The organism is Nocardioides thalensis, from assembly GCF_013410655.1.
GTDB classification, from domain to species: Bacteria; Actinomycetota; Actinomycetes; order Propionibacteriales; family Nocardioidaceae; genus Nocardioides; species Nocardioides thalensis.
In genome coordinates, this window is record NZ_JACCFP010000001.1 from 68,947 (window position 1) to 85,824 (window position 16,878).

At 74.2% G+C, this 16,878-nt stretch carries 16 protein-coding genes; 12 read left to right on the top strand and 4 right to left on the bottom strand.

Going from position 1 to position 16,878, the window contains the following annotated elements:
- Positions 1-10 precede the first annotated feature (10 nt).
- Entirely contained in the window at positions 11-733 is a 723-nt protein-coding gene (locus HNR19_RS00310) for a Fic family protein (protein ID WP_218910354.1), read from the top strand.
- A 1-nt stretch (position 734) separates the two neighbouring features.
- Here the strand turns inward: HNR19_RS00310 and HNR19_RS00315 are convergent, their stop codons facing one another.
- On the bottom strand, positions 735-2,099 hold the full coding sequence (locus HNR19_RS00315; RefSeq protein WP_179666022.1) for a cytochrome P450: 1,365 nt from the start codon (positions 2,097-2,099) through the stop codon (positions 735-737).
- Positions 2,100-2,386: 287 nt separating this feature from the next.
- Positions 2,387-3,184, bottom strand: coding sequence for an HAD family hydrolase (locus tag HNR19_RS00320; protein ID WP_179666023.1), 798 nt, complete (start codon positions 3,182-3,184; stop codon positions 2,387-2,389).
- Positions 3,185-3,314: 130 nt separating this feature from the next.
- Here HNR19_RS00320 and ssd point away from each other — a divergent pair, with 130 nt between their 5' ends.
- From ssd to HNR19_RS00355, 7 genes are all read left to right on the top strand, one after another.
- Entirely contained in the window at positions 3,315-4,391 is a 1,077-nt protein-coding gene (ssd, locus tag HNR19_RS00325) for a septum site-determining protein Ssd (protein ID WP_179666024.1), read from the top strand.
- A complete protein-coding gene (locus HNR19_RS00330) occupies positions 4,388-5,563 on the top strand; it encodes a TadA family conjugal transfer-associated ATPase (RefSeq protein ID WP_179666025.1) in 1,176 nt (391 codons plus the stop codon). The genes ssd and HNR19_RS00330 overlap by 4 nt, the downstream gene beginning before the upstream one ends.
- Before the next feature lie 18 nt (positions 5,564-5,581).
- Positions 5,582-6,364, top strand: a complete 783-nt coding sequence (locus HNR19_RS00335; RefSeq protein WP_179666026.1) for a type II secretion system F family protein — start codon at positions 5,582-5,584, stop codon at positions 6,362-6,364.
- The gene (locus HNR19_RS00340; RefSeq protein ID WP_179666027.1) at positions 6,361-7,080 is read left to right on the top strand and encodes a type II secretion system F family protein; all 720 of its coding nucleotides are present in this window, start codon (positions 6,361-6,363) and stop codon (positions 7,078-7,080) included. The genes HNR19_RS00335 and HNR19_RS00340 overlap by 4 nt, the downstream gene beginning before the upstream one ends.
- Positions 7,081-7,728: 648 nt before the next feature.
- Positions 7,729-7,917, top strand: coding sequence for a DUF4244 domain-containing protein (locus HNR19_RS00345; RefSeq protein WP_179666028.1), 189 nt, complete (start codon positions 7,729-7,731; stop codon positions 7,915-7,917).
- Complete coding sequence (locus HNR19_RS00350; RefSeq protein ID WP_179666029.1) at positions 7,914-8,300, top strand: TadE family type IV pilus minor pilin; 387 nt, start codon at positions 7,914-7,916, stop codon at positions 8,298-8,300. The genes HNR19_RS00345 and HNR19_RS00350 overlap by 4 nt, the downstream gene beginning before the upstream one ends.
- A complete protein-coding gene (locus tag HNR19_RS00355; RefSeq protein ID WP_179666030.1) occupies positions 8,297-8,644 on the top strand; it encodes an Rv3654c family TadE-like protein in 348 nt (115 codons plus the stop codon). The genes HNR19_RS00350 and HNR19_RS00355 overlap by 4 nt, the downstream gene beginning before the upstream one ends.
- Positions 8,645-8,650: 6 nt before the next feature.
- On the opposite strand, the gene HNR19_RS00360 is transcribed toward HNR19_RS00355, so the two are convergent.
- Together HNR19_RS00360 and HNR19_RS00365 are read right to left on the bottom strand one after the other, a co-directional pair.
- Complete coding sequence (locus HNR19_RS00360) at positions 8,651-8,959, bottom strand: hypothetical protein (RefSeq protein ID WP_179666031.1); 309 nt, start codon at positions 8,957-8,959, stop codon at positions 8,651-8,653.
- A gap of 10 nt (positions 8,960-8,969) precedes the next feature.
- Positions 8,970-11,324 carry a DEAD/DEAH box helicase gene (locus HNR19_RS00365; RefSeq protein WP_343046977.1) on the bottom strand — a complete coding sequence of 785 codons (2,355 nt, stop codon included), beginning with the start codon at positions 11,322-11,324 and terminating at the stop codon, positions 8,970-8,972.
- Positions 11,325-11,497: 173 nt separating this feature from the next.
- Between HNR19_RS00365 and HNR19_RS00370 the strand changes: the two genes are divergently transcribed.
- The 4 genes from HNR19_RS00370 to HNR19_RS00385 all read left to right on the top strand — a co-directional run bounded on the left by HNR19_RS00370 (position 11,498) and on the right by HNR19_RS00385 (position 16,830).
- Positions 11,498-11,827, top strand: a complete 330-nt coding sequence (locus HNR19_RS00370) for an anti-sigma factor antagonist (RefSeq protein ID WP_179666032.1) — start codon at positions 11,498-11,500, stop codon at positions 11,825-11,827.
- Between the two features lie 189 nt (positions 11,828-12,016).
- Positions 12,017-14,299, top strand: coding sequence for a sodium-translocating pyrophosphatase (locus HNR19_RS00375; RefSeq protein ID WP_179666033.1), 2,283 nt, complete (start codon positions 12,017-12,019; stop codon positions 14,297-14,299).
- A 64-nt stretch (positions 14,300-14,363) separates the two neighbouring features.
- Positions 14,364-15,821: a DUF7059 domain-containing protein gene (locus HNR19_RS00380; RefSeq protein WP_179666034.1), complete on the top strand. Its 1,458-nt coding sequence runs from the start codon at positions 14,364-14,366 to the stop codon at positions 15,819-15,821.
- Between the two features lie 28 nt (positions 15,822-15,849).
- Entirely contained in the window at positions 15,850-16,830 is a 981-nt protein-coding gene (locus tag HNR19_RS00385; RefSeq protein ID WP_179666035.1) for a DUF2510 domain-containing protein, read from the top strand.
- The last annotated feature ends 48 nt before the right edge of the window (positions 16,831-16,878 follow it).

Genomic DNA, 16,878 nt, shown 5'->3' on the forward strand with positions numbered 1-16,878 from the left:
GTCGGTGAGCATGGACCCGCTGTCGTGGTTGGTGTCGCTGGAAGGCGTGCCGTCGGCCCTCGCGTCGGCCCGTGACGGCATCGACGTCGTGCTCCGCGATCGCGGGCTGCGCCGTACGTCGCCGGAGACGACCGCCGAGTCGCTGCTGCGCGGGGCGCACGCCTCCGCGGTGCTCGAGGGCTCCGCGTCGAGCCTGGCCGAGGTGCGCGCAGGGGCCGGCGACGAGATCGCCGCCGACGCGGTGCGGGTGTCCACCGAGCTGCTCGCGCTCGTGCCGGTGCTGCGCCGCGCCCCGCTCCAGGCCCTGGCCCGCATCCACGCGCTGGCCGCCGCGGGCTCCCTGCCCGAGGAGCGGCTCGGCCGCCCGCGCGACGGCGAGGCGGCGCAGCGGGTGCGCGATCTCGCCCAGCTGCTGACCTCGCCGACGGAGGCGCCGGCCCTCGGCGTCGCCGCCCTCGTCCACGCCGAGCTCGCGACGGCCGCGCCCTTCCCCTCGCACAACGGGATCGTGGCGCGGGCCGCCGAGCGACTGGTGCTGGTCGCGAAAGGCGTCGACGAGAAGTCGCTCGTGGTGCCCGAGGCCGCCCACCTGGCGCTGCGCGCGGAGTACGAGTCCAACCTCCGTGGCTTCGGCTCCGGCAAGCCGGCGGGCATCCACTCGTGGCTGCTGTACGCCGCCGAGGCGTACGCCGCGGCCGCGGAGGCGAGCCCGCTCCGTCGCGACGCCGAGTAGCTCAGCCGCGCGGCGTGACCTCGCTGAGGACGGGCTCGAGCGGGTAGAGCGTGATGCCCGACCCGACCGGCAGGTGGTCGGAGGTGCCGGCCGGGGCGGAGAAGTCGAACGCCCGCACCAGCTGCGTGAGCGTCGCGGCCGACTCGAGCATCGAGAAGTGCTGGCCGATGCACGCGCGCGGCCCCGCGCCGAACGGGACCCACGCGTAGCGGTTGCGGCGCTCGTCGCCCAGGAACCGGTCCGGGTCGAACGCCAGCGGGTCGGGCCACAGGTCGGGCCGGCGGTGGATGGTCCACACCGAGAGCACGACGTCGGATCCGGCCGGTACGGCGTACCCGCCGATGTTGCTGTCCTCGGCCGTGAGGCGGCCCGTGAACGGAGCGGACGGATAGAGCCGCATCGCCTCCTTGAGCACCGCCGTCGTGTAGGGCAGCGCCTGCAGGCTCGCCGCCGTGGGCCGCGCGTCGCCGAGCACGTCCGCGACCTCGGCCCGCACGCGCTCCTGGGCCTCGGGGTGCCGCCCGAGCAGGTGCAGCGTGAACGTCAGCGCCGTCGACGTGGTCTCGTGCCCGGCGAGCAGGAAGATCAGGACCTGGTCGCGCACCTCCTCGTCGGTCATGTGCGCGTCGCCGTCGCGAGCCGCGATGAGCAGCGAGGCGAGGTCGTCGCCTCCGGCGCCGGCCGTACGGCGCCGCGCGATCAGGTCGGAGCAGACCTGCTGGAGCGCGTCGCGCGCGCCCTTGAACTCGCGGTTGAACTTGAACGGCACGGCGAGCGGGACCGGCACCGGCAGCGCGACCCGGGTGACGATCGACCGGTTGAGCGCCGGGAACCAGCGCGCGACCGCCGCCTCCAGCGGGCCGGCGTCGGTGCCGAAGAGCGCCCGCGTGACGACCCGGAGCGTGAGGTGGGTGAGGCCGGCGCCGAGGTCGACGGTGCCGCCGTCGCGCCATCGGTCGACGAGCTCGTCGGCGGCATCGACCATCTCGTCGGTGTAGGACTCGACCCGGGTTCGGGTGAAGACGGGCTGGATGAACCGCTTCTGCCGCAGCCACTCGTCGCCCCAGGCGGTGAGGATCCCGTCGCCCAGCGCGACCTGGATCTGCTGGTAGAAGCGCTGCCCTTCCTTGCTGTAGTGGGCGAACGTCTTCGCGGAGAGCACCTCCTCGACCGCCGTCGGGCTGTGACAGACGTAGAGGTGCTTGGACAGCGGCCCGGCCCCGAGCACGACCCGGACGACGTCGGACTCGGGCGTCACCGTGGACGTGAAGAAGTCGATCTGGTTGCGGGTGATCTCGCGCGCCGCCGTCAGGCCGCCCACCGGATGGTCGGGCGGCGCGGGGAGCACCGGGTCGGCGATGGTCATGGATCCACCTTGCCGTAAATATGCTGGTGGCACCCGAGTCACGAAGGTCTCTCGGATGCCACCGCTGACACGTGAACCGTGGGCTACCAGGCGTGCATCGACTAGTGCTGCCCCGGGATTCTCCCGGTCGGCCAGCGCCCTGTTAGGAAGGGTAGATCGCCGCGTGGGTACCCGGGTCACGTGTTGACTTTGGAGTTCTTGCACTCCTTTGTACGCCCCTCGGCGGGCACCTTCAAGGGTTGTCTTTTCGGGCGCACCGGAGGAACGTGGATCGTCGGGACATGTCCTCAGGCGATGGTGCGGCGTCGTACGCCGACCCACACCGCGGCGCCCACCGCGACCACGCCGCCGACCGCGAGCGCGGCCAGCGTCGGCTTCGCCGGCGGCAGCGGGAGCCGGCTCTTCAGGGCCACCGGGCGCACGAACGTCAGCACCGGCCACTCGTTGGCGACCGCGATCTTGCGCAGCTCCTTGTCGGGGTTGACCACGTGCGGGTGGCCGACCGCCTCGAGCATCGGCAGGTCGGTGATCGAGTCGCTGTAGCCGTAGCACTCGGCGAGGTCGTAGCCCTGTTCTTCGGCCAGCGCGCGGATCGCGGTGGCCTTCTCCTCGGCGTAGGCGTAGTAGTCGATCTCTCCTGTGTAGCGGCCGTCCTCGATCTTCAGCCGGGTCGCGACCACGCGGTCGGCGCCGAGCATCGCGCCGATCGGCTCGACCACCTCGCTGCCCGACGTCGACACGATGACGACGTCGCGGCCGGCGAGGTGGTGGCCCTCGATCAGGTTGACCGCCTCGTCGTAGACGAGCGGGTCCATCACGTGGTGCAGGGTCTCGGCGACGATCTCGCGGACCGTGGCGACGTCCCACCCGGCGACGAGCTGCGACATGAACTGCCGCATCTTCTCGACCTGGTCGTGGTCGGCGCCGCCGACCATGAAGACGAACTGGGCGTACGCCGACCGCAGCACCGAGCGGCGCGAGATCAGGCCGCCCGCCTGGAACGGCTTGCTGAAGGCCAGCACGCTCGACTTGGCGATGATCGTCTTGTCGAGGTCGAAGAACGCCGCGGTGCGGGCGGGGGCCATGACTCGATCGTATGGGTGGGGTAGAGGGGGACGGGCCACAAACCCTCCACAGAGCCGGATGCGGCCGACCGTGTCCACAGGCGTCGACCCGACACGCGTGCCGGCGGCGCCGTACGGCGAGAAGGCCGGCATGACTGCACGCCCCGCCCGACGCCCGGACCAGCCGTTGCTCGTCGCGACCGCCGACGAGGACCTGATCGCCACCCTGCTGCCGCTGACGGCGGCTGCCGACATCTCGCCGGTCGTGGCCCGCGACCCGGTCGAGGCGCTCGCCGGCTGGGTCCGCGCCCCGGTCGCGCTCGTCGGGCCGGACCTGGCGCCCGAGCTGCTGAAGATCGCGTTCGAGCGGCGGCCGCACGCCTACCTGGTGACCCAGCAGCGCGCTCCCGACGAGCTGTTCCGCGTGGCGGTCGCCCTCGGCGTCGAGCAGGTCGTCGAGCTCCCGGGCTCGTCGGCCTGGCTCGTCGAGCAGCTCGCCGACCTGACCGAGCACCAGCCGAGCCGGGGCGAGGTGATCGGCGTCATCGGCGGGTCCGGCGGCGCCGGCGCGACCACCCTGGCGTGCGCGCTCGGTCAGTACGCAGCCCGGCACGGCGACACGGTCGTGATCGACTGCGACCCGCAGGGGCCCGGCCTGGACCGGATGCTCGGCCTCGAGCGCACCGACGGCTTCCGGTGGGACGCGCTCTGCCAGACGACCGGGCGGATCTCGGCGCGTGCGCTGCGGGAGGCGCTCCCGCGGAAGGGTCGGCTCGGCGTCCTGTCGTGGTACGTCGACGGCAGCACCCCGCGGCTGCAGGCATTCGCCGTGCGCGAGGCCCTGTCGGCCGCGCGGCGCGGTCACCGGACCGTGGTCGTCGACCTGCCGCGGAGCGCCGACGCGCTCATCGACGAGGTGGCCACGCGCTGCGACCGGCTGCTCCTCGTGACGGTCGCGGGCGTCGCCGGAGTCGCCGCCGCGACCCGGATGCGCAGCCGCTTCGCCGACCACCCGGGCCTGGAGGTGGTGATCCGCGGCGAGGCCCTCACCGCCGCCGACGTCGGCGCCGCCGTGCGCGCCCCGGTCGCCGTGCAGATGCGCGACCAGCGCGGGCTGGAGGAGGCGATCGACCTCGGCCTCGGTCCGCTCCGCGCCCGCCGCGGGCCGCTGGCCCGGGCCGCCGAGGCGCTCCTCGGGCCTCGGTCGGCCGAGGGGGAGGCCGCGTGAGCCAGGGCGACCTCGACGAGGTGGCCGGCCTGGTCGAGGAGGTCCGCGGTCGGCTGGTGCGGACACCGGGCGAGCTGACGCCCCACCGCGTCGCCGAGGCGCTGCGCGCCGCCGGCCGGCCCGTGGGCGACGCCAGCGTGCTCGCCGTCTACGAGGCCCTGCGCCGCGACGTCGTCGGCGCCGGCCCGCTCGACCCGTTGCTGCGCCGGCCCGGCGTCACCGACGTGCTGGTCAACGGATCGGGCCCGGTGCTGGTCGACGAAGGCCGCGGCCTGCGGGCGACCAGCGTGCGGTTCGACAGCGAGGAGCAGGTGCGCCGGCTCGCGCAGCGGCTCGTCGCGTCGGGCGGCCGCCGGCTCGACGACGCCGCGCCGTGGGCCGACGTACGTCTCCCGGACGGCACCCGCTGCCACGCCGTGCTCGCGCCCCTCGCCCGGCCCGGGACGGCGATCTCGCTGCGGGTGCCGCGGCAGGGCGGCTTCACGCTCGAGGAGCTGCGTGACGACGCCACGCTGGGGGAGGAGACCTACGACCTGGTCCGCCAGGTGGTGGCCGGGCGGGTGGCGTTCCTGGTCACCGGCGGGACCGGCAGCGGGAAGACGACGCTGCTCTCGGCGCTGCTCGGTGCGGTCGACCCCGCCGAGCGGATCGTCGTCGTCGAGGACGCCACCGAGCTGCGGCCGGCGCACCCGCACGTCGTCGGCCTGGAGGGCCGTCCGGCGAACCTCGAGGGCGCGGGGGCCGTCTCCCTGCGCGACCTGGTGCGGCAGGCGCTGCGGATGCGCCCCGACCGGCTCGTGGTGGGCGAGGTCCGCGACGGCGCGGTGGTCGAGCTGCTCGCCGCGATGAACACCGGGCACGAGGGCGGGTGCGGCACCGTGCACGCCAACTCTGCCGCCGACCTGCCCGCCCGGATCGAGGCGCTCGCGCTCGCCGCGGGCCTCGGCCGCGACGCCGCGCACAGCCAGCTCGCCGCCGCCGTCGACGTGGTGCTCCACATGGCGCGCGACCGCGGCGGCCGGCGCCGGCTCGCCGAGGTCGCGGTGCTCGAGCGCGATCCCGCGGGCCTGGTCCGTACGGCGACCGCGGTCACCGTCGACGGCGACGGGCGGTTGTCGTCGGGGCCGGGTGCCCGGCGGTTGCTGGACGTGCTGGACCGGAGCGGACGATGAGGCCGGGAGCGGTCGGCCGTGACTAGCGCGGCGGTGGCTGCTGCGCTGATGGCAACGGCGGCGTCGCTGCTGCTCGTGCCCCGAGGCGGGCTGGGCAAGGAGCGGCAGCGGCGGCGGCCGGCGGCGCCGTACGCGCTGGCTGTCGCGGCGGTTGCGGCCGGTGTCGTCGTGGCCGACGAACCGCGGGTCGCGGTGCTGGTCGTCATCGTCGGCGCGGCCGGGCTGACCGGCGCACGCCTGGTTGCCCGCCACCGTGAGGACCGGCGGGCGGCCGTGGTGCGGTCGCGGGTGGTCGAGCTGTGCGCGACGCTGCACGCGGAGCTGGCCGCAGGGCAGGGACCGGGACCGGCGCTGGCCCGGGCGGCCGCGGACTGGCCCCTGCTCGCCCCGGTCGTCCGGACGGCGGCGACGAGCGGGGACGTGCCCGCCGCGCTGCGCGACCTGACGTCGGTGCCGGGAGCCGGCGACCTCCGCGTGGTCGCGGCTGCCTGGCAAGTGGCCCACCGCACGGGTCACGGACTGGGTGACGCGGTCGCTCGGGTGGCCGAGGAGCTGCGCGGCGCCGAGCAGACCCGGCGCGTCGTCACCGGTGAGCTGGCGTCGGCCCGGGCGACGGCTCGGCTGGTCGCCGGGCTGCCGGTGGTGGCGCTGCTGATGGGCAGCGGCGCGGGTGCCGACCCGTGGGCGTTCCTCGTCGGCCACCCGCTCGGTCTCGCCTGTCTCGGCGGCGGGCTCGGCTTCGTGCTCGCCGGGCTGACCTGGATCGAGGCGCTGGCGCGCGACGTGGAGCGGGGACGATGACCCTGCTCGCGGCGGTGGCCGCCGGTGCTGCGGCGGCCCTGTTGGTGTCACGGCCCGGACGGATGCCGTCGCGGGCCCGGCCGGGCTCCACCCGGCCTCCGACGCAGGTCGACGGCCTGCTCCGCCGGTGGCGGCCCCTCTGGGCGTTGCTCGCCGGAGCCGGCGCGGCCGTCCTGCTGGGTGGTCCGGCGGCGCCGGTCGCCGGCGCGCTGGTCGGGGCCGCCGTGTGGGTCGTCGCCGGGCGGGTCGAGCCGCGCGGCGTGCGGCTGCGCCGCGAGGAGGTACGGCGCGACCTGCCGCACGTGGTCGCTCTCCTCGGGGCCGCGCTCCGGTCCGGGGCTGCGCCGGCCGTCGCGGTCGACCTCGCGTGCCGCGCCCTGCCGGGGGCGGCGGCCGACCGGCTGCGCCCGGTGGCCGCCCGGTTGGAGCTGGGCGCCGACCCGGCCGCCGTCTGGGGCGAGCTGGCCGACGATCCGGCGCTCGGGCCGCTCGGGCGCACGATGGCCCGCACGCACCGCACGGGGGCGCCGGTCGTCGACGCGGTCGACCGGCTCGGGGAGGACCTGGCGAGGCAGGCGCGGGCGGAGGTCGAGGACCGGGCGCGGGCGGTCGGGGTGCGGGCGGCCGTGCCCTTGGGGGTGTGCCTGCTCCCGGCGTTCCTGCTGCTGGGGATCGTGCCTCTGGTGGCGGGGTTGGCTTCGCAGATCACGTTGTGACCTGTCTTGGTCGGTGGGGGTCAACCTGTCCGGCCGCTGGGCCGGCGAGCCGGGGCGCCCTCCCGGCTTGCTCGCTCCGCCGCGCTGCGGCGCTCTGTCGTCGGCCGCCGCTGGGGCCGGGGCGCCGGCGCGTCGTCGCGAAATCGCCGGGACGGCGCCCCGTCTCGCCGGCCCAGCGGTCGGGCGGCTCGGTGCGAAATCGCCGGGAGGGCGCCCCGTCTCGCCGGCCCAGCGGTCGGGCGGCTCGGTGCGAAATCGCCGGGACGGCGCCCCGTCTCGCCGGCCCAGCGGTCGGGCGGCGCACCAGTGAGGTAACTCAGTGTTACGAACGCTTGATGGGTGCTGTGACTGGCCACAGCGCCCATCAAGTGGACGTAACACCGAGGTAGTCCGGGGCGGGCCGCACCCAACGGCGCCCACCACCGACCGGCACGGCGAGCACCGGCCGCCCGTCGTCGTTGCTGCTTGAAGCCGTGACCCACTGCGGCGCGTGTGCGTCCTCCCCGGGCCACGAGGCATCCACAGGGGAGGGCCGGATCGCCGGCCCTCCACAGGCGGGCGGCGCGGGAGGCCGTGGGGTCGGGGTGGAGGTCCAGCCTCGTGGTCGCGTGGCCGCACCGGGCGGCCCGACGACGCGAAGGAGACACCATGTCGATCACGAGGTCGATCACCCGCCGCCGCGACGAGCGCGGCATCACCACGGCCGAGTACGCCGTGGGCACCGCGGCCGGCGCCGGCCTGGCCGGGCTGCTCTACAAGCTGCTGACCGGCGGCTTCGGCGACCGGATGCTCAAGACCCTGTTCGACCACGTCATGGGCCTGCTTGGCATCGGATGACGCGGACGGCCCGGGTGATCCGGCGGGGCGAGCGGGGTGCCGTCACGGCCGAGACGGCGCTCGCCCTGCCGACCCTGCTGGCGGTGACGGTCGCCCTGGCCTGGCTGCTGTCGGTGGGGGCGGCCCAGGTGCGCACCGTCGACGCCGCCCGCGAGGCGGCGCGGGCGGTGGCCCGGGGCGACGACTCGGCGGCCGCGGTCGCGATCGGCGAGCGCGTCGCGCCCGAGGGCGTGGGTGTCGTCGTGAGCACCGAGGGCGACCGGGTCGTGGCGAGGGCGAGCGGGCAGGTGCCCGGCCCGGGCGGGTTGTTCTCGTTCCTGCCGGGCGCGACCGTCGCGTCCGAGGCCGTGGCGCTCGCGGAGGAAGCGGGTGCTCCAGAGTGAGACCCTCGCGCGACGACCGAGGAGCCGCGAGCCTGCTCGCGGTCAGCTGCCTGGGCCTGCTGCTCCTGCTCGGGGCCGCGCTGTCGGTGGTGGGCGCGATGGTCGCCGCCCACCGGCAGGCCCAGGCCGCGGCCGACCTCGCAGCGCTGGCCGGCGCGTCGGCGGTGGTCGGCGGCGACCCCTGCGGCGACGCGGCGGCCGTGGCCGAGGCCAACGGCGGGTCCGTGACCTCGTGCGCCGTCGACGGCTACGACGTGGTCGTCGAGGTGGTGGTGGCCGGTCCGCGATGGCTGGGCGCGACCGGCGACCTCACCGGTCGGGCGCGGGCGGGACCGGCCGGATGAGCGGACTCAGGCCTGGTCGTCGTCGCCGCGGCGCTCGGCCTCGACGCGGTCGAGCTCCTCCTGCAGCTCGCTGAGCTTCCGGTCCTTCTTGCGGTTCTTCCAGCCCCGCTGCGCGCCGAGCTTCATCAGCCACAGGCCGAGGAGGATCAGGACGCCGGAGGCAACGCCGAAGAGGAACAGCACCTCGGCCGGCATGTTGACGTTGATCAGCTCGTTGGTGAGCGAGCCGCCCTCGCTGTCGTAGCCCGACCCGAACAGGCCGGCCAGGAGGATGCAGACGCCGAGGAGCACGAGGACCAGCCCGAAGAGCACCATGCCGGGCAACCTACCGCTCCGGAGCCCCCGCGAGGAGCACGTCGAGCAGGCGGACGGCGCCGTCCTTGTCGAGCGGGTCGTTGCCGTTGCCGCACTTGGGCGACTGGATGCATGACGGGCAGCCGGCGGCGCACTCGCAGGCGACGATCGCGTCGCGGGTCGCGGTCAGCCACTCCTCGGCCGCGCGGTAGCCGCGCTCGGAGAACCCGGCGCCGCCCGGGTGGCCGTCGTGGACGAACACGGTGAGCACCCCGGTGTCGGGGTGGCGCGCGGTCGACACCCCGCCGATGTCCCACCGATCGCAGGTGGCGAACAGCGGGAGCAGCCCGATCGAGCAGTGCTCGGCGGCGTGGGCGGCGCCCGGCAGGTCGGCCCGCAGCAGGCCGGCGTCGTCGAGCAGCTCGTCCGGGACGGTCCACCACACGGCGGTGGTGCGCAGGGTGCGCTCGGGGAGGTCGAGCCGGGTCTCGTCGAGCACCTCGCCGGTCGACGTACGGCGCCGGAGGTAGGACGTGACCTGGCTCGACACGTCGACGGTGCCGACCGCGAGCCGACACGGCCCCCAGCGCCGGTGCTCCCGCTCGGCCACGATCGTGATGTCGGTGACCTCGCGGGCGGTCGTCGTGTAGTCGACGTCGGCGCGGCGCATCACGGCGACGTGCTCGTCGAGGTCGAGCTCGTCGACGATCCAGGTCTCTCCGCGGTGCACGTAGACCGCACCCGCGTGGGCGGTGGAGTGCGCCCGGGCGCCGTCGACCGTGCCCACGACGCGGCCGGTGCTGCCGTCGACCAGCTGCACCTGGGCGCCCCCGGCCGAGCGGATGTCGGCGAGGTCGGCGGCGCGGCCTCGGTCGGTCCAGAACCAGCCCTGGGCCCGGCGGCGCAGGAGACCGGCCTCCACCAGGTCGGCCAGCAGGTCGCGGGTCGTGGGACCGAACAGGGGCAGGTCGGCGACCGTGAGCGGCAGCTCCTGCGCGGCGGCGCACAGGTGCGGGCCGAGGACGTAGGGGTTGCCCGGGTCGAACACGGTGCCCTCGACCGGCCGCCCGAGCAACGCGTCGGGGTGGTGGACGAGGTAGGTGTCGAGCGGGTCGTCGCGCGCCACCAGCATCCCGAGGGCGCCGCCGCCCGTGCGGCCCGCGCGTCCGACCTGCTGCCAGAACGCCGCCCGGGTGCCGGGGAACCCGGTGACCACGACCGCGTCGAGGCCGCTGATGTCGATGCCGAGCTCGAGCGCGTTGGTGGCCGCCATGCCGAGCAGCCGCCCGCTGCGCAGGTCGTCCTCGAGCGCTCGGCGCTCCTCGGGGAGGTAGCCGCCGCGGTAGGAGTCGACCCGGGCCGCGAGCGCGGGGTCGACCTCCTCGAGCAGCTCGCCCGCCCGCCGGGCCACCTGCTCGACGCCGCGGCGGGAGCGCACGAAGGCGAGCGTCCGCACGTCCTGGACGACCAGGTCGGCGAGCAGGTCGGCGGTCTCCGCAGGGGCGGGCCGGCGTACGGGCGCTCCATGCTCGCCCGTGTACGGCGTGAGCGGCGGCTCCCACAGCGCGACCGCGACCTCGCCCCTCGGCGATGCGTCGTCGGCGACCTCGAGGACGTCGTGACCGGTGAGCCGCGCGGCCGCGAGGCCGGGCTCCGCCACCGTCGCCGAGGCGAGCACGAACGTCGGGTCGGAGCCGTGGGCTGCGCAGACCCGCCGCAGCCGGCGGAGCACCTGGGCGACGTGGGCGCCGAACACGCCGCGGTAGTGGTGGCACTCGTCGACGACGACGTAGCGCAGGGTGCCGAAGAAGCGCGACCACCGCTCGTGGCCCGGCAGCAGGGATCGGTGCAGCATGTCGGGGTTGGTCAACACGTACTCGCCGTGGTCGCGCGTCCACTCGCGCTGCTCCTGCGGGCTGTCGCCGTCGTGGGTGGCGACGCGTACGTCGAGCCCGAGGTCGGCGATCGCGGAGCGCTGGTCCTGCGCGAGCGCCTTGGTCGGCGCGACGTAGAGGACGCTCGCGCCGCGCTGGCCCCGCGGCCCGCGGGCGGCGCGGATGGACGTGAGCGCCGGCAACAGGTAGGCGAGCGACTTGCCGGACGCGGTGCCGGTCGCGACCACCACGTGCTGCCCGGCGTACGCCGCCTCGGCCGCCGTGACCTGGTGCCGCCAGGGCCGGTCGACGCCCCGCTCGGCGTACGCCCCCAGCACCTCCGGGTCGGCCCATCCGGGCCAGTCGGCGTGGTCGGCGGCGCGCTCCGGGAGCACCTCCAGGTGGGTCAACCGGTCGGCGCGCCCGACCCCCGCGGTGAGGCGCGAGACGAGCGCCACCGGGTCGACGCGGTGGCTGCTCACCGGCGCCTTGATCGACCCAGACAGACTCACAGGACGATTGTGGCAACCGATCCCGACAGCAGAGCGTCGTAGTGACCGTGATGCATACGACGGAGCGGCGTGGTTTGATAGCACACGCCGGTCGTTTCGGGTTCGCCGAGCATGGGGGAGAAGACGGTGGACGACCGAGCGACCGACGGACGACCTTGTGGGGTGGGAGAACTGTGGATCTGACGCTGACGACTCGTGAGGCCGGCGGGCGTACCGTCGTTGCTGTCGGCGGTGAGATCGACGTCTACACGGCGCCGAAGCTACGCGACACGATCACCGACCTGGTCGCCTCGGGCGCCTACCACCTGGTCATCGACATGGAGGGCGTCGAGTTCCTCGACTCCACCGGCCTGGGCGTCCTGGTGGGCGGCCTGAAGAAGGTGCGCGCCCACGACGGCTCCCTCGAGCTGGTCTGCAACCAGGACCGCCTGCTCAAGATCTTCAAGATCACCGGGCTGGCGAAGGTCTTCACGATCCACCCCTCCGCCGACGCCCTGGCCTGACGCCTCGACCCGCACGGCCCGAGAGCCCGGATCCCGACGGGGTCCGGGCTTCTTCGTCGTGCGCCGGAAATCCGAAGGGTGACTCACGTCACATCCTCCGTGTGTTCCACGACACACCCTGCGTAGACTCCGGCGCGTTCCACGCTCTGGGTCGTCAGACCCTCTTCTGCAATCTCCCCAGGAGGACGAATGCCCGGGATCATTCCCGCTGCCGTGGAGGTCGATGGCGGCAACCTCGTCCTCGTCGTGATCGTGGCGGCCATCGCCGTCGGAGCACTCGCCATGGCGGCGATGTTCCGGCAGCAGGTCCTCGCGGCCGGCGAGGGCACCGAGAAGATGCAGGTGATCGCGAAGGCCGTGCAGGAAGGCGCCAACGCCTACCTCGCCCGGCAGTTCCGCACCCTCGGCATCTTCGCCGCCGTCGCCTTCTTCGCCCTGATGGCCTTGCCCGCCGACGAGACGATGGTGCGGATCTTCCGCTCGGTCTTCTTCCTCGTGGGCGCCGGCTTCTCCGCCGCCATCGGCTACCTCGGCATGTCGCTGGCCGTTCGCGCCAACCTCCGCGTGGCCGCCGCGGCCAACGAGGTGGGGCGCGATCCCGCGATGAACATCGGCTTCCGCACCGGCGCGTTCGTCGGCATGGCGACCGTGGGTCTCGGCCTGCTCGGCGCGAGCGTCGTGGTGCTGGCCTTCCAGGACGAGGCGCCGCACGTGCTCGAGGGCTTCGGCTTCGGCGCGGCCCTGCTTGCGATGTTCATGCGCGTCGGCGGCGGCATCTTCACCAAGGCCGCCGACGTCGGCGCCGACCTGGTCGGCAAGGTGGAGCAGAACATCCCGGAGGACGACCCGCGCAACGCGGCGACGATCGCCGACAACGTGGGCGACAACGTCGGCGACTGCGCCGGCATGGCGGCCGACCTGTTCGAGTCGTACGCCGTGACCCTGGTCGCGGCCCTGATCCTCGGCTCCCAGGCGTTCGGCGACAAGGGTCTCGTGCTGCCGCTCCTGATCCCCGCCATCGGCGCGATCACCGCAGTCATCGGCACCTACCTGTGCAAGCCGCGCGCCGGCGAGAACGGGCTGACCACGATCAACCGCGCCTTCTACATCTCCGCCGCCATCAGCGCGGTCGCCTGCATCGTGCTCGCCTTCGTCTACCTGACCGAGGACTGGGCCGACTTCGGCTACATGGGCGACAACGCGCCGGACCTCTCCCCGGCCGTCTTCGCGGCCGGTGCGGTCCTCATCGGCATCATCCTCGCCGCCGGCATCCTGGCGCTCACCGGCTACTTCACCGGCACCGACCACAAGCCGGTCCAGGACGTCGCCCGGACGTCGCTGACCGGCCACGCGACCGTCATCCTGTCCGGCCTCTCGGTCGGCCTGGAGTCGGCGGTCTACACGGCCATCGTCATCGGCGGCGCGGTCTTCGGCGCGGCGCTGCTGGCCGGCGGCGCGGTCGAGCTCGCGCTCTTCGCCGTGGCGCTCGCGGGCTGCGGCCTGCTGACCACGGTCGGCGTGATCGTCGCGATGGACACGTTCGGACCCGTCTCCGACAACGCGCAGGGCATCGCGGAGATGTCGGGCGACGTCAGCGAGGAGGGCGCGCAGATCCTCACCGAGCTCGACGCCGTCGGCAACACCACCAAGGCCATCACCAAGGGCATCGCGATCGCGACCGCCGTGCTCGCCGCGAGCGCGCTGTTCGCGTCGTACACACAGAGCGCGTTCGAGGAGGCCGGCGAGGCGGGGTCGCTCGACCTGCTCGGCGAGTTCATCGTCTACGACGCCAAGCTCATCGTCGGCGCCCTGCTCGGCGCCGGCGTGGTGTTCCTGTTCTCGGGCCTCGCGATCAACGCGGTCGGTCGTGCGGCCGGCGCGGTCGTGTTCGAGGTGCGCCGCCAGTTCCGCGAGATCCCCGGGATCATGGAGGGCACCGGTCGCCCGGAGTACGGCCGGGTCGTCGACATCGTGACCCGCGACTCGCTGCGGGAGCTGGCCACGCCCGGCATCCTCGCGATACTGAGCCCGATCGCCGTCGGCTTCGGCCTCGGCGTGGGCCCGCTCGCGGGCTTCCTCGTCGGCGCCATCGCCACCGGCACCCTGATGGCGGTCTTCCTCGCCAACGCGGGTGGTGCGTGGGACAACGCGAAGAAGCTCGTCGAGGACGGACACCACGGCGGCAAGGGCTCCGAGGCGCACGCCGCGACGGTCACCGGCGACACGGTCGGCGACCCGTTCAAGGACACCGCCGGACCGGCCATCAACCCGCTGCTCAAGGTGATGAACCTGGTCTCGCTGCTCATCGTCGGCGCGATCGTCAGCCTCTCGATCGGCGAGGACGAGAACGACGTGGTCCGGATCCTCATCGCGCTGGTCGCGGCGGCGGGCATCGCGGCCGCGGTGATCATCTCCAAGCAGCGTTCGTCGTCGCTCCACGACGCACCGGAGACGGTCGACAGCACCGCCTGACGACCACGGCGTACGACGCCCCGGCGCCCGCGTGGTGCCGGGGCGTTGTCGTTAGCGTGGCTCCGTGACTCCCGACCTCGCCGCCCCGCTGCGCGACGCGCTGCTCGCCGCCGACTTCACCTACGCCGCCGTCAGCGAGCTCCTCGGCGAGGTCGCGCACACGGCGCTCTCGCGCAACGAGACGACGCCGGCGCTGCGCCGTACGGCGGACGCGGGCTCGCCGCTCGCGACGCTCACCCGGCTCTTCCTCCTCCAGCACGCGGTGAGCGCCGAGGCCGCCGAGCGCGCCCTGCCCGGACTCGTCGACCGGCTCGCCGCCGGCGGGATGCTCGTGCGGAGCGTCGGCGAGGTCGCGGCGCGGCTCGACTGCCGGCCCTACACCGCGGACGACGTGGACCTCTGGGTGGTCAGCGACCTCACGCCCGGCCTCGACGGCGCGCCCCACCGGGTGAGCGCCGACCACGTTCTCGGCATCAGCGCCGCGTCGACGTCGCTGGCCCAGCTCACGCTGCGTGACGAGGTCGGGAGCGCGCTCGACCTCGGCACCGGCTGCGGCGTGCAGGCGCTGCACCTCGCCGAGCACAGCGACCGGGTCGTCGCGACCGACGTCAACCGGCGCGCCCTCGACGTCGCCCGCTTCAACGCCGCGCTCAACGGCGTGGCGGACCGTGTCGAGGTCCGCGACGGCTCGTTCTTCGCGCCGGTGGCTGGTGAGCGGTTCGACCTCATCGCCACCAACCCGCCGTTCGTGATCTCGCCGGCGACCGGCGAGCGGTTGGTCTACCGCGACTCGGGCCTCCCGGGCGACCGCGTGGTCGAGGACATCGTCCGGACGGCGCCGGACCACCTCGCCGAGGGCGGCTGGTGCCAGGTCCTCGCCAACTGGGTGGTGGCCGAGGACCGGCCCTGGGACGAGCGCCTCGCCGCGTGGTTGCCCGACGACTGCGACGCGTTCGTGGTGCAGCGCGAGACCCTCGACCCCTCGGCCTACGTCGAGCTCTGGCTCAAGGACTCCGGCCACCACGGCGGCCCCGACTACCCACAGCGCTACGACACCTGGCTCTCGTGGCTGGAGCAGCAGGGCGTCGCCGGCGTGGGCTTCGGCTGGATCAACCTGCGCCGCACCGGCGCGGGCGGCGCCGTCCACACCCTGCTGGAGTGGCCGTACGACGTGGAGCAGCCCATCGCGCCGGCGATCGGGGAGTGGGCGACGGCCGTCCACTCGACCGTCGCCGCGGACAGCCGGCTGACCACCCGCGAGGACGTGCGGCAGGAGACCGTCGGCCCCGTCGGGGCGGAGGACCCCGCGACGATCCTGCTGCGCCAGCAGCGCGGCTTCCGGAGGGCCCGTCAGGTCGACACGGTCATGGCCGCCGTGGTCGGGGCGTGCGACGGCGAGCTCACCGTCGGCCAGATCCTCGACGCGGTCGCCCAGCTCCTCGAGCGCGACGCGGTCGCGCTGCGGGAGACCTACCTCCCGGAGGTCGAGGAGCTCGTCCACGAGGGCTTCCTGGTCGCCTGAGCGTCGGCGCGCTGTGCACAATGGCCGGGTGACGAGCCCAGGCTGGTACCCCGACCCTGCTGGCCAACCGAACGCCTACCGCTACTGGAACGGCCAGGCGTGGACCCAGGACGTGACCTACGGCCAGGCAGGCCCCGGCCAGGGGTACGGCGCGCCGGTGCCTCCCACCCCTCCGCCACCGCCGCCCGGGGCGAAGGGCGGCGCCGGCAAGGTCGTCGCCCTCGTCGTCGCAGGCGTCGTGCTGCTTGCGGCGCTGGGCACGGGCGCGTTCTTCCTGGTGCGCTCGCTCGCCGACGACGGCGACGAGACCGCCTCCGACGACACCTCGGAGTCGGTCGAGCCGACCGAGTCGGAGACCGGTGCCACCGACGACACTCCGTCGCCGACCGAGTCCACCGAGACCGCCGAGCCGACGGACGACGAGACCAGTGGCGGCATCGACGTCGGGCCGACGCGTGAGCAGTGCAGCGGCGGCGCGCCCGACCCCGGGCGCCTGCAGGCGTCGGCCAGCACCCTCACCGGTGGTGGGCTCACCATCCCCTCGCTCACCGACCAGGGCTACAGCCCCGACGCGTCGGTGGCACTCGCGTTCACCTGGGCCGACAGCTACCAGGTCTCCTACAAGGTCATCGAGAGCGCCGGCGAGAGCTGGATCGCCAACTACGGCGTGGGCGCACTGCCGAGGGCCAACGGGTTCGAGTCCCCGCAGCAGGCGGCGGAGGTGGTGCTCCAGTGCATGACCTCCTCGGACATGTACCAGGGCTACTCCGGGACCACCGACCTCGACGTCGGCCCGGTGACCGTCGACGGCCACGACGCCTACTCCATCCTCACCGAGGTCCGGGTCGACAACCCCGACGTGCAGGCGGAGGGCGACGTCGCCCAGGTGGTCGTCGTCGACACCGGCGACCCGGAGAGCTACGGCCTCTACATCAGCGTCGTGCCCATCGGCGACCAGGCCGAGATCAACCGGCAGGCACAGGTCTTCGACCAGATCGACGTCCGGTAACACGGGCCACACGGCGGGTCCGCCGTACGCCTTCCATGGGGGAGGTCT

Excerpts from the sequence above, each read along its gene's own strand:
- HNR19_RS00310 (WP_218910354.1), top strand. The coding sequence starts at position 11 with ATGGACCCGCTGTCGTGGTTGGTGTCGCTGGAAGGCGTGCCGTCGGCC.
- HNR19_RS00315 (WP_179666022.1), bottom strand. The coding sequence starts at position 2,099 with ATGACCATCGCCGACCCGGTGCTCCCCGCGCCGCCCGACCATCCGGTG.
- HNR19_RS00320 (WP_179666023.1), bottom strand. The coding sequence starts at position 3,184 with ATGGCCCCCGCCCGCACCGCGGCGTTCTTCGACCTCGACAAGACGATC.
- ssd (WP_179666024.1), top strand. The coding sequence starts at position 3,315 with ATGACTGCACGCCCCGCCCGACGCCCGGACCAGCCGTTGCTCGTCGCG.
- HNR19_RS00340 (WP_179666027.1), top strand. The coding sequence starts at position 6,361 with ATGACCCTGCTCGCGGCGGTGGCCGCCGGTGCTGCGGCGGCCCTGTTG.
- HNR19_RS00345 (WP_179666028.1), top strand. The coding sequence starts at position 7,729 with ATGTCGATCACGAGGTCGATCACCCGCCGCCGCGACGAGCGCGGCATC.
- HNR19_RS00350 (WP_179666029.1), top strand. The coding sequence starts at position 7,914 with ATGACGCGGACGGCCCGGGTGATCCGGCGGGGCGAGCGGGGTGCCGTC.
- HNR19_RS00360 (WP_179666031.1), bottom strand. The coding sequence starts at position 8,959 with ATGGTGCTCTTCGGGCTGGTCCTCGTGCTCCTCGGCGTCTGCATCCTC.
- HNR19_RS00375 (WP_179666033.1), top strand. The coding sequence starts at position 12,017 with ATGCCCGGGATCATTCCCGCTGCCGTGGAGGTCGATGGCGGCAACCTC.